Genomic DNA, 11,819 nt, shown 5'->3' with positions numbered 1-11,819 from the left:
ACCGGACGGATCCCTCGAGGAGCCGTCCGGTGACGGATGTCCGGGCCAGGTGATCGGGACGTCTCGGTCACGCTCTAGCCCGGTCAGTCGCGCGGGAGCCATACTGCTAACTGACCCCGTGTCGTGCAGGCCCGCCCGACACCCGACTCCGACGAAGGAGACTCATGTTCCAAGGCGCTGACGACCTGTTGGCCTACGTCAAGGATGAAGGCGTCGAGATCATCGACGTCCGCTTCTGCGACCTGCCCGGCATGATGCAGCACTTCACCGTCCCGGCCGGCTCGTTCGGGCCCGAGGTGTTCGAGGACGGGCTCGCGTTCGACGGCTCGTCGATCCGCGGCTTCCAGAAGATCCACGAGTCGGACATGGCGCTGCTGCCCGACCCCACGACGGCGTACCTGGACCCGTTCCGGATCGCCAAGACGCTGTGCCTGAACTTCTTCGTCCACGACCCGTTGACCAAGGAGCCCTACAGCCGCGACCCGCGCAACATCGCCCGCAAGGCGGAGAACTACCTGGCCTCGACCGGCATCGGGGACACCGCGTTCTTCGCGCCCGAGGCCGAGTTCTACGTCTTCGACGACGTCCGCTACGAGACCAAGGCCAACACCGGCTACTACGCCATCGACTCCGTGGCCGGCGCCTGGAACACCGGCCGGGTCGAGGAGGGTGGCAACCGCGGCTACAAGGTCAAGTACAAGGGCGGCTACTTCCCGCTGCCGCCGGTCGACCACTTCGCCGACCTCCGTGACGACATGACCAAGCACCTCGAGGCGGCCGGGCTGACCGTGGAACGCGCCCACCACGAGGTGGGGACGGCCGGCCAGGCCGAGATCAACTACCGCTTCAGCACGATGCTGGCCGCCGGTGATGATCTGCAGAAGTTCAAGTACATCGTCAAGAACACCGCCTGGGCCGCCGGCAAGACCGCGACCTTCATGCCCAAGCCGATCTTCGGCGACAACGGCTCGGGCATGCACGTGCACTCCTCGATCTGGAACGCCGGCACCCCGCTGTTCTACGACGAGGCCGGCTACGGCGGGCTGTCCGACCTCGCCCGCTGGTACATCGGCGGCGTCCTCAAGCACGCCCCGTCGATCCTGGCCTTCACCAACCCGAGCGTGAACTCCTACCACCGGCTGGTGCCGGGCTTCGAGGCGCCGGTCAACCTGGTCTACAGCTCGCGTAACCGCTCGGCGGCGATGCGGATCCCGATCACCGGCTCGAACCCGAAGGCCAAGCGGGTCGAGTTCCGCTGCCCGGACCCGTCGTCGAACCCGTACCTGGCGTTCGCGGCGATCCTGATGGCCGGCATCGACGGCATCCAGTCCAAGACCGAGCCGCTCGCTCCGGTGGACAAGGACCTGTATGAGCTGCCGCCCGAGGAGCACGCCTCCGTCCCGACCGTGCCCGACAGCCTGGGCGGGGTGCTCGACAACCTGGAGGCCGACCACGACTTCCTGCTCGGCGGGGACGTCTTCACCCCCGACCTGATCGAGACCTGGGTCGAGCTCAAGCGGGCCGACATCGACGCCGTCCGGCTGCGTCCGCACCCGCACGAGTTCGAGCTCTACTACGACTGCTGAGGGTCTTCCTGCTGCTGACTAGGGAGGATGCATCGCGCTCCCCTTCCTAGTCCGCAGATAGTCCGCAGGAGCGCCAGCACAAGGGCCGCGATCACCACGTCGATCGCGGCCCTTGTGCTGTCGTAGGAGTCCGGCCACAGGTGCCCGTAGGTGTCGAGCGTGGTCTCTGCCACGGGCCGAGCTGGCGGCCCCACTCGCATCCTGCGCCGATTGCAGGGAAACAGCCGACCGGGCTGCCACGGAACTCCTCGTGGTGGTCGGGTCGCTGTCATCTTGCAGCCCGTAACCGCTGGCTCGGCAAGATGCCAGACTGCCGCCGGCCTCGCCCTGGAGCTGCTGCGCCCGTACCGTCTGACCTGCCAGAGCCGTCCGTGCCGCCCTGCCGCTGCCGGGCTCGGACCGCCCGCCGACGCCTCGCATGCTTGCGCTCTACGCATCTACGGGACTACGCGAAGGCCGCTGGCGGCCTTAACCCGCCTCCGGCAGGCTCTACAAGCTAGCCGGAACAGCTTCCAGCCCCCACCGAACCCAATTGCCGCTCCTGCGGTGCGCCTCCCACGTCCTTCGCAAGGTGGGCCCGTCCGCGCAACCCTCGTGCCGAGTGTCGGCCGTCCAGCTCCAGCAGGCGTCAGCCCGTCCGTCACTGGTAGTGCCAGCCGGCCCGTCCTCGCCCGCCTCAGGTCTGGCCGTTGGCCGAGGCGCCGGCCCGCCTCGCGACCCGGCCTGCGGTGGTTGTTTTGGCTGAAGCGGCGTGGCTAGTGAAGTGGCCACTCAGGCCTGGTCACCTAAACAGGTAGTCGGCCGCCCGCCACAACCGACCGACGTCCTCCCCGAACGCCGCCAGCCCGGTTCGGCACGGCCGGCACACCGTCTCCTGCAGGCGCTCCTCGGCGCTCCCCACTGCTCGGGGCTGACCGACCAGGGAGAAGTGCTGCTGACAGATCGCGCAGACCAGCGCCGTCCGCCGGCGCTCCGTCTTCTCGCACGCCCTGCAGCGGACCCGGAAGCCGCTCCGATCATTCCCGCCGTGGCGGTAGGCGTTCTCGTCGTCGAGCTCGACGACGCAGCCGGCGCAGTGCGTGCGGCGGCCTGACCCCGGCCACTGCTGGGTTGCACACGTGACACCATGAGGATCGTGACGACGCCGCACCCTGGGACGCGCGAGTACCGCAACCAGACCGTCCGCATCACCGACCTAGCGGTGGTCGAGGATCTGATCGTCGACGTCCGGTTCGAGAACTGCGAGATCATTGGGCCGGCCGTGCTGGCTCTGCTCGACGGGCTCGTGATGAACAGCTGCGTCTTCGACTCCGACGGCCCTGAGCAGCTGTTCTGGGTCGTTCCGGATGAGCGCCCATCTGTCATCGGAGCGATCGGACTGCAGCGCACCGAGTTCTACTCCTGCCGATTCCGCAAGATCGGACTCGCAGTGCCGGCTAGCCGACTCGAGGAGATCCGTTCCGGGTTCGGCTTCTGATGCCTCTGCCCGGGGAGGCCGGTGTCGTCATGCGCGGTGGTACGAGGCGCGACGCCTCGGCGCTGTTGACCTACTTGCGCAGCGAGCAGGATCGAGGACGACCGATGCGCCTGTCCGTCTTCGCAGCTGATCCGGTCCCGAACCACGGAGAGCAGGAAGACCTCATCGGCTTGTGCCGAAGTGCCCAAGCGCCATGGACCAAGGTCCAGGTGACAACCGTCCAGACCCTGGCCGATGCTGGTTACGTTCTTGTTGACGAGCGCGACGAGTCTGAAGCAGACTGCCACTTCCACGTCTACTTTCCCCGCAATGTGTCAGAATCGGATGCTCAGCGCTTCATCGACTGCTTCAGCCAACCGATCGCGAACCCTGTACCGAAACTGGAACGGAGCACCTGGTGACCTCCATCCGCACCGACCTGAACGCGCTCACCAAGACCGGCCTGCTTCAGGCTTACGTCGACCTGGTCAGCCAGCCGAACCGAGACGACCTGGTCGAGGGATCAGTACTCGAGCTCTTCGACATGATGGGGGGCGACGAGTTCTACGTTGCCAAAGTCGTCTCGATCGACGCTGACCGGATGCTGCTCGACGTCAACTGGGACGTGCAATTCGTACACGAGAAGCCGCTCTGGTCCTTCGACGCCGCACATTCGAACAACCGAGTGAGCGACAACAACATGGCCGAGAAGAAGCGAGAGGGCGTCATCCTTCTGGGTGCAGCTGCCTGACGATCTCCAGCTGCCGGTTACTCGGTCCGCCTGAATCGAGTTACTGTTCTAATAGAGCGTGGGGCCAGTAGTAACGTAAGAGTGGGTGCCGGCCGAGCGGCTGAGGCCCGTCCAGAGCGACCCGAACGGCGACGGGCTGCTCGGCTATTGATCCACGACAACTACACAGGCCGGCGCGGGAGGTCCCGCAAGAGAGAAGGCGCCGCGTGCGAAGCGTTCCGACCGAGATCGTCACCAGTTCCGAGGCTAGTGCACCTTAAGCAGGCCGTCGCGGCGGATAGTGAGAGCAGGATCGCCGCAAACGTGGCAGACGCCCATGTCGTGCCCGTAACGTGAGGCGGCTTTAGGTTCCGTGCCGCTTCCTCGGCACCGCGCCTGATCGCGAAGCGGCGGTCCTGGCACGGTCGCCCTGGTCCCACGATACCGCCCCGGGATGGCTGGTGGCAGGTTGAACTTCCGTCGCTCCTCGATCCGTGTACTGACGTCGCCTCGGCGGTAGCGGGGCGCCTTCCACCTTGATCCACCTCGGCCCCTTGCCCCCGAACGAGCTCCGCCAGGTACCCATCGTCTCAGTCTTGACGTTGAGCAGTGCTGCAGCTTCGCTTGCCGTGAATGGATCGTCGGGGTTGGGACGGGATACAGGTGTTGTGGCCGCGGCCGACGGCTCCGCATCCTGAGTTGTCGACTCGGCGTTTGACTCCAGCCGCTGGAGAGCGTCGCTGAGGTCGTGAAGCACGTCGAGTTGACGGCCCAGCATGTTGAGAACGTCCTGACGCCACTTCCTCTCGTCAGTCTCAGTCACGGATGAAACCCTATCGGGTCGCTCGGAGAGGATCGTCTGTGGTTCCCGCCGCGAATGCATGCGGTCCCTCTAGGCTCACCTCATGCCGACCTATACCGTCCGAACCATCAAGTGGCGAGACGGCTGGGAGTTGCACGTCGACGGCGAGGGCGTGACCCAGGCCCGGACGCTTGAGGATGCGCCTCAGGAGGTGCGCGACTACCTCTCGGTCAAGCATGGCAGGGACTTCTCGGACGCCAGGATTGAGCTCGTGCGTGGCCTCGAGCAGTACACCGTTACCGCGGAACGCTCGGGGAAGTGGTGGGCGCTCCAGTGTGTGGAGGTGCCAGGCGCCCTCTCGCAGGTCAAGAAACTTGAGTACGCGGCCGAGCAGATGCGGGAACCGATCGCCTGGATAGCTTATGTTCCGGAGGAATCCGTGCGCGTTGTAGTCCAGGTTGTGTCTTGATGTTTCGGAACGCGAAGAGCGGCCCCCTGTTGCCCAACCCGGGGGGGCGGCCTGTCTCATCACCGCGATGACATCGCGGTGATGCGTTCTACGTCGCGAAACGATCGATGAGCTGGCGCCGTAGATCCTCGGGTTGACGCCTAGACCAGCGGCGGAACGCTCGCTGACATCGGCGACACTGGCAAGTGGGTAGCCAGTCCGCTTTCGCCTGGTTGCACGCGTAGGACGCTGGCTGGAGGTTGACCGGGTAGCAGCCCCCTCCTCCCAAGCACGACGGGACGATGTGGTCGAAGGTTGTCGCGACCGCGAAGCAGTAGTGGCAGGTGTACGTGCCGGCCCGTAGCTCCTCGCGCCTACCAGGCATGACCCGGACACTCATGCGGCCATCACCGCAACCTCGCGGAGGGCGCCGAACAGCAGCAGCTCGCCGCCCCGACTCGACCTCGAGCAGGTCGTCAGGGACGTCCCACAACATCACGCCGAACTGGTCAGTGAAGTCGATCTGCCACAAGTCGCCAGGTTGCTCGGCCCACGGTGACGGGCTGACGTCTTCCACCCGGCCCGTGTGCACCTTCTCGTCCTCGTCGATGTACGTGACGCACTGCCGCGGCGTGGATCTTCCGCGGAAGAAGCCACGCAGCCGCCTCCCACTGCTCATAGCGGTCGTCAACCGGGTCGACGTCCTCGGCGTCGCTCATGCCCGGCCGAGCTCCGGGTCGACCCTGTCGGCCTTCTCCAACAGTTCCCGCGCCAGAGCATGGGCCTCGGCCGGGCTGAGCTCGGCGCCTGCGAAGTTGCGGCTCTCCGAGCGGCCCAAGGTGATGAACAGCCCCAGGCTGATCCCACGTCGGCGATCCTTCGTCGCTCAACACTTCCGTCACCCAGAAGTTGACTTGGCTGCAGTCGCTCTTCCTCGACGTATCGCGCTGCCGATCGCGGTACTCCGTTCGATCTCCAGCGGCGCCGTGGACAAGGGTCGTCTGGTCGCCGTAGCGCTCGTCGGGCCCGACGGCGTCACCCTGGCAGTCCTCCTGGTCGCACCAGGGGGGCAGGGCGGGAGCTTGGCGGTCGTGCTCACTTGATGCCGTCCGTCAGCTCGTCCAGCTCGTCAGCGGCCGCGATGAGGTGGGCCGCAACCTGGCGCGCCTCGCCGGCCGTCAGGTGCGGAAACTCGTCAGCGGCCAGTCCGATCTCGAACTGGCCGCGATGAAGCCCATCGGGAGTGGCGCTCTCGGCCTGCATCAGACATACGAAGACATCGGGTAGGACGGGGGTGTCCGGGCGGTGGTCCCTGCTCGCTTCTACCAGTGGGTACTCGATGGTGTGCTTGCGCATCGGCCACCCGGCCGCGTCCTCGTCGAGGTAGGTGTGGTCGATCTTGGGCTGGTTGGGCTGGTCGTGCGTGCACCAGGCGGGGCACGCGGGGAGGGCTGGCTCAGGGTTGCCGCACTTCGCCGCGTTCGTAGTGCGGGGGTCGGTGTTGTCGTCGAGAATGGACATGGGTCTTGACTCCTTGTCGGAAAAGGGGTGGGGATCAAGGTCTCGGTCCGGTGCGTCAACACCTGGCCGAGGCCGCCTTGCTTTACGAGATCTGGCCGCACACTGGCCGCAAACCCCGTCATTACTTGATATGCGCTCACAGCGCTTGCCCTAGTCGGAGGGGTTTTACCAACCTCTCCAACGCTGCCCACGCACCGGGTGCACTTCGAGCTCTACTACGACTGCTGACGAGCCAGTCTCGGCCGCAAGAGGCGTCCCCACCGGCCGCGATCACCCAGGTGGTCGCGGCTCGGGTCGCCTTGGTCGGAACAGTCCGACCAGAGCGAGGGCAATTCTGAGGTGTGAGGCTGAACCTAGCCGCCCGTACCGAACTCGCTGAACGCGGTCTTGAGCGCAGTCGCCAGAGTCTTGGCCTGCGACTGGATCACGATGCTCGTGTTGTGAAGGTCCTGCTGAATGCGGATGAGCTCCACCGTCCAGACCAGTGCGACTACGGCGAGGACGACCAAGGCTCCGGTTGCCAGCCAAGACTGGAGGAAGTAGGCAGGTCGTGCCGCTGGAGCGGCGGTCGGCGGGTTGAAGGAGTGGCTGGGCTCGCCAACGGGCTGCTGCTCGGTGAGGTACTCGGTCACAGGGAGACCGTAGTCGGACGGAAGCCCGCTCGTGGGGCATTTCCCTCGGCAGGGCCATGTCCTTGTGATCAACGCTGCTTCTGGTCAGAAGCTGGTGCACCGCGAAACCCGGATGAAACCCGGTCGTCGAGAACGGGCCAGGTGATCATGGCCTTTCGGCGTCAGCTGGTGCCCCGTGGGAAGATCAGCTCCGGATGGCGTCGAGCACGTCGGCCCCGCGCAACAGGGAGGCGGCCAGCCGGCGGGCCTCGGCGGCGGTCAGCTTGACCACGTCGTCGGCGCCGAGCCACAGCTCGGGATCGTCGACCCAGACGATCCGGTCGGTGGCCGCTTCCACGGTCTCGAGGGTGTGCACGGACACCCCGACTTCTTTGTGGGTGTTGCCGAGCGGGTTCCTGTCCTCGACATCGAAGTGCTCCTCGACCGCCTCGTGCCAGCGGCTCGGGAAGCCCGCCACGGCGTCGCCGTCGAAGCCGTGGCCGTGGTCGTCGGTGCACCAAGGCGGGCAGGGGTGCATCGTCGGCACGCGCAGACCGAAGCCGCGCAGGTTGCCGTACTCGTCGCGCGGATGCTCGGTGCTCGACATGGTTGTTCCTCTCAGTCCCCCGGTTGAGCGGCCGGGCGGTCCTTGAGGGACCGCCCGGCCTCAGCCGCCTCAGAGCCTCCCCCGAGACCCATCAGCGGCCGTGCTCTGAACGCTAGGCCCGTTACCTCAGGGGATGATCAGCACTACCCAGGTCTTCGCTGAGCGCTCCGTCAAGAACTGCCTCAAAGCGCGGCCTCACGATGCCCGTCGGCTCGTCGCTCGCCGGTCCAGGAGTCTGCTCGTTGTCGAACATTCACCCGGTCACAATGTTCGGGAAGTGCCGCTAGCCTTGCATTGTGGACCTCGAAATGTTCGACAACGCAAGTCCGGGTGATCTGATCACCATCAACGGGCTCGACCCTGTCCGAGGGCCTTGGACCCATCGGGCGTTCACGCCGCAACCACTAGGCGACCAGGAACCGACCCTGCGTGCCGCGACGTACCGCCAGGTGTCCCGGACGCGCGCAGCTCTGGCCACCCTGGACAGTACTGCGCGCCAGCTCCCCAATCCTGCCCTGCTGCGCCGCCCCACTCTCAACCGGGAGGCTCAGAGCACCTCGGCCCTCGAGGGAACCTACGCTCCCCTGCGCGATGTGCTGATCGAGGACGAGAATGAGCCGTCCTCGGTGACCGTGCGCGAGGTCTTGAACTACGTCGTGATGGCCGAGCACGCCTTCAGCTCGGTGCGGCGTGGACGACCTCTGACGGTGGGAATGCTGGCCGAGCTCCAGGCCATCCTGGTCGACCGCACACCCAGCGAGAGTCCCTCCTCGGGCCGGATCCGGGACATCCAGGTCGTGATCGGTCGTCGGCCCGACGCCTCCCCGGACATGTTGCCGGTTCACGCCTCCCGCTTCGTCCCGTCTCCGCCCGGACTGGATCTCCAGGCCAGGGTGCGCGATCTGCTCGCATGGGTCTCCCAGGGACGACGTGACGACATTGACCCCGTGGTGGCGGCGGCGATGGCGCATTACCAGTTCGAAAGCCTCCACCCCTTCCACGACGGCAACGGCCGACTGGGCCGGTTGCTCGTCGTTCTCCAGTTCCTGATCAACGGTGTGCTCACCGAGCCGACGCTCACCGTCTCGCCGTGGTTCGAGTCCAGGCGGAGCGAGTACTACGACCGGCTCTACGGCGTGAGCACGCAGGGAGCCTGGGACGAATGGGTCCACTTCTTCGCCCAGGGGATCGAGCAGTCAGCGCTGGATACCCACCATCAGCTGCGGAGCCTGCTGCGGGTCCAAGGAGACCTGAAAGAGGTCGTGCGCGCTTCGCCGCTGCGGGCCGACAACGCGCTCAAGCTCGTGGACGTTGCGTTGGCCCGGCCTTCTTTCACCGCACGCCAGGTGGAGGCCGACCTTGGTGTGTCCTACGCACGCGCCAACGGCCTGATCAGCCAGCTGGTCGAGCTCGCCATCCTCGAGCCGGTACGGAAGGCTGCGAGCTACGACCGCCGCTTCCGAGCGCCACGGATCCATGCGGTGATCCTGGGTCAAGATCTCCCGGAGGGGGCAGCACGATGACCGAGACAGCACGGCCGGAGCCGAACGACGCTGGTCGCCAACGGGGTCCTCGATGACCGCACCGGTCGAGTACCCGCAGCGGATCGCGATGATCAGCATGCACACCTCACCGCTCGCCACTCCGGGGGTCGGCGACGCGGGCGGACTGAACGTCTACGTCTCCGAGGTCGCACGCCGGCTCGGTGAGCGCGGGATCGAGGTCGACGTCTTCACCCGGGCCGAGGACGACAGCCCCGACGTCGTCGAAGTCAACGAGCACACACGAGTGGTGCAGGTACCCGCCGGCCCGCGGGCGGCCGTGGCCAAGGAGGAGCTGCCGGCGATGGTAGCGACCTTCGCCGAGGCCGTCCGGCAACGGTTGAACGGCCATGAGCTGGTGCACACCCACTACTGGCTGTCGGGGATGGTCGGCCTCGAGCTGGCCGAGCAGTGCGGACTCCCCCTGGTGCACACGATGCACACGATGGCCCGGGTCAAGAACGTCGCGCTCGGCCAAGGGCAGACTCCCGAACCGGACGTCCGCGACCGAGGAGAAGCCCAGATCGTGGTCCGGGCGGACGTGCTGACCGCCAACACCGTCGATGAGGCGCGCGAGCTGCACGAGCACTACGGCGCCCGACCTGAGCAGGTGGCCGTCGTGCCACCGGGGGTCGACCTGCACACCTTCCACCCCTGTGACCAGCCCAAGTCGCGCGCCCAGCTGGGCATCGGCCAAGACGACCAGGTGATCCTCTTCGTCGGCCGGATCCAGCCGCTGAAGGCACCGGACGTGCTGATCCGGGCCGTGGCCGAGCTGGTGGCGCGCGACCCGACCCGACGCGAGCGGCTCCGGCTGATCATCATCGGCAGCCCCAGCGGCCCGCAGTCGCAGTGGTCCCAGGGCCTGGTCCCGCTGATCGCCGACCTCGGGGTGGCCGACCTGGTCGAGCTGCGGCCGCACTCCCCCCGCGCCGAGCTCTTCCGCTGGTACTGCGTGGCCGACGTGGTCGGGGTGCCTTCCCACAACGAGTCGTTCGGGCTGGTGGCGCTCGAGGCCCAGGCCTGCGGTCGGCCGGTCGTCGCCACCGACGTGGGCGGGCTGCGGCACGCCGTCCGGGACGGCCAGACGGGTCTGCTGGTCCGCGGCCACGAAGCCGGGGCGTGGGCCGACGCGCTCGCCACCGTGCTCGACTCCCCCGGCGAACGGGTGCGGATGGGTGCCAACGCCGCCGGGCACTCCTCCCGCTTCAGCTGGGACAACACCGCGGCGGCGACGCTCGCGGCTTACCACGCCGCCACGCTGCGGAAGGGCTCCGAAGGCCGGTTCGTGGTACCCCATGGACCTGGGAGCGGCAGGACCAGGCTCCGCTCATCGTGAGTGCGACCCCTCTTCTCCTGCGGCTCGACCCGGCCGCGCCCACCCCGGTCTCCGAGCAGATCCAGACCCAGGTGGTCGCGCTGATCCGGACCGGCGCGCTCGTCAGCGGCAGCCGGCTGCCGCCGGTCCGAACCCTGGCCGGCGACCTCGGCGTCGCTCCGAACACCGTGGCGAAGGTCTATCGCGTGCTCGAGCGGGACGGCTTCCTCACCACCGCTGGACGGCTCGGGACGGTCGTCGCCGACCAGGGGGACACGGCGACCGAGGAGCTGCGGGGCAACGTCCGGTCCGCCCTCCAGCCACTGCTCGACCGGGGTATGACGCCGGCCGAGGTGCTGCGGCTCGTCCGCACGGTGCTGGAGGAGTGAGCCCGCCGCGTTTCGAGCTCAGAGGCCCCAGAAGACCCGGTCGACCACCGCCCGGGCGCGACGGGTGATGCGGCGGTAGTCCGCCAACAGGTGCGAGGACTCTCCGTGCCCGTAGCCGAGCAGCTCGGCCAGGGCGGCGAGCTCGCGGGTGTCGGTGGGGAGGGAGTCCGAGCCGCGACCGCGGACCAGCATGATCTGGTTGCGGATCCGGCTGGCCAGCAGCCAGGCCGCCTCGAGGTGGCCGGCGTCGGTGGCGTCGATCAGGCCCTCGTCCCGGGCGGCCCGCAGGGCGGTGATGGTCTGCGCGGACCTCAAGGCGGGCACCCGGTAGGCGTGCTGCAGCTGCAGGAGCTGGACGGTCCACTCCACGTCGGCCAGACCGCCCGGCCCCAGCTTGGTGTGCGTGGCGGGGTCGGCGCCGCGCGGCAGCCGTTCAGCCTCGACCCGCGCCTTGAGCTTGCGGATCTCTGACAGCTGGCCGGCGTCGAGCCCGTCGACCGGCCACCGGCGCGCGTCGATCTCGGCCAGCAGCTCAGCCCCCAGGGCCGGGTCGCCGGCGAGGGCGTCGGCGCGGACGAGCGCCTGCAGCTCCCAGGTGGAGGACCAGCGCGCGTAGTAGTTCCGGTACGCGGTGAGCGAGCGGATCAGGGCCCCGCCCTTGCCCTCGGGCCGCAGGTCGGCGTCGACGACCAGCGCCGGGTCGACACCGGGCCGGGCCAGCAACCGGCGTAGCTCGCTGATCACCGCGGTCGCCGTCCGGGTCGGGTCGCCGCCCTCGGGGGTCCGGCGGCCGCCCGTGCCGAACCCGGC

General features: G+C 67.7%; 11 protein-coding genes and 1 pseudogene. 8 read left to right on the top strand and 4 right to left on the bottom strand.

The features are described 5' to 3' along the window. Nucleotides 1-164: 164 nt before the first annotated feature. The 5 genes from glnA (at nt 165) to ACFE76_RS04230 (ending at nt 5,043) form a co-directional block, all read left to right on the top strand. Nucleotides 165-1,586, top strand: coding sequence for a type I glutamate--ammonia ligase (glnA, locus tag ACFE76_RS04250; protein WP_375430491.1), 1,422 nt, complete (start codon nt 165-167; stop codon nt 1,584-1,586). Nucleotides 1,587-2,721: 1,135 nt separating this feature from the next. After that, entirely contained in the window at nt 2,722-3,063 is a 342-nt protein-coding gene (locus ACFE76_RS04245; RefSeq protein ID WP_375430490.1) for a hypothetical protein, read from the top strand. Beyond that, nucleotides 3,063-3,464, top strand: coding sequence for a hypothetical protein (locus tag ACFE76_RS04240; RefSeq protein ID WP_375430489.1), 402 nt, complete (start codon nt 3,063-3,065; stop codon nt 3,462-3,464). The genes ACFE76_RS04245 and ACFE76_RS04240 overlap by 1 nt, the downstream gene beginning before the upstream one ends. Beyond that, nucleotides 3,461-3,793 carry a hypothetical protein gene (locus ACFE76_RS04235; protein ID WP_375430488.1) on the top strand — a complete coding sequence of 111 codons (333 nt, stop codon included), beginning with the start codon at nt 3,461-3,463 and terminating at the stop codon, nt 3,791-3,793. Before ACFE76_RS04240 ends, ACFE76_RS04235 begins: the two co-directional genes overlap by 4 nt. An 884-nt stretch (nt 3,794-4,677) precedes the next feature. Continuing rightward, entirely contained in the window at nt 4,678-5,043 is a 366-nt protein-coding gene (locus tag ACFE76_RS04230; protein ID WP_375430487.1) for a hypothetical protein, read from the top strand. 1,074 nt (nt 5,044-6,117) lie between these two features. Here ACFE76_RS04230 and ACFE76_RS04225 read toward each other — a convergent pair. The 3 genes from ACFE76_RS04225 to ACFE76_RS04215 all read right to left on the bottom strand — a co-directional run bounded on the left by ACFE76_RS04225 (nt 6,118) and on the right by ACFE76_RS04215 (nt 7,761). After that, nucleotides 6,118-6,543 carry a hypothetical protein gene (locus tag ACFE76_RS04225; protein ID WP_375430486.1) on the bottom strand — a complete coding sequence of 142 codons (426 nt, stop codon included), beginning with the start codon at nt 6,541-6,543 and terminating at the stop codon, nt 6,118-6,120. Between the two features lie 353 nt (nt 6,544-6,896). Next, on the bottom strand, nt 6,897-7,175 hold the full coding sequence (locus ACFE76_RS04220; protein ID WP_375430485.1) for a hypothetical protein: 279 nt from the start codon (nt 7,173-7,175) through the stop codon (nt 6,897-6,899). Between the two features lie 184 nt (nt 7,176-7,359). Then, on the bottom strand, nt 7,360-7,761 hold the full coding sequence (locus ACFE76_RS04215) for a DUF6907 domain-containing protein (RefSeq protein ID WP_375430484.1): 402 nt from the start codon (nt 7,759-7,761) through the stop codon (nt 7,360-7,362). A 296-nt stretch (nt 7,762-8,057) separates the two neighbouring features. Between ACFE76_RS04215 and ACFE76_RS04210 the strand changes: the two genes are divergently transcribed. From ACFE76_RS04210 to ACFE76_RS04200, 3 genes are read left to right on the top strand one after another with little or no spacing between them, the layout of a single operon-like run. Next, entirely contained in the window at nt 8,058-9,284 is a 1,227-nt protein-coding gene (locus ACFE76_RS04210; protein ID WP_375430483.1) for a Fic family protein, read from the top strand. A 52-nt stretch (nt 9,285-9,336) separates the two neighbouring features. Next, nucleotides 9,337-10,641 (top strand): D-inositol-3-phosphate glycosyltransferase, encoded by a 1,305-nt coding sequence (gene mshA / locus ACFE76_RS04205; RefSeq protein ID WP_375430482.1) that lies wholly within the window; start codon nt 9,337-9,339, stop codon nt 10,639-10,641. Further along, the gene (locus ACFE76_RS04200) at nt 10,638-11,009 is read left to right on the top strand and encodes a GntR family transcriptional regulator (protein WP_375430481.1); all 372 of its coding nucleotides are present in this window, start codon (nt 10,638-10,640) and stop codon (nt 11,007-11,009) included. Before mshA ends, ACFE76_RS04200 begins: the two co-directional genes overlap by 4 nt. Before the next feature lie 18 nt (nt 11,010-11,027). On the opposite strand, the pseudogene ACFE76_RS04195 reads toward ACFE76_RS04200, so the two are convergent. Next, nucleotides 11,028-11,819 (bottom strand): annotated as a pseudogene (locus tag ACFE76_RS04195) (bifunctional glutamine-synthetase adenylyltransferase/deadenyltransferase); the annotation flags it as partial.

Origin of the sequence: uncultured Friedmanniella sp. (genome assembly GCF_964244005.1) — a bacterium.
Taxonomy (GTDB): Bacteria; Actinomycetota; Actinomycetes; order Propionibacteriales; family Propionibacteriaceae; genus Microlunatus.
Note: the sequence above shows the minus strand (reverse complement) of the source record. Positions and strands in the feature narration are given on the sequence as shown.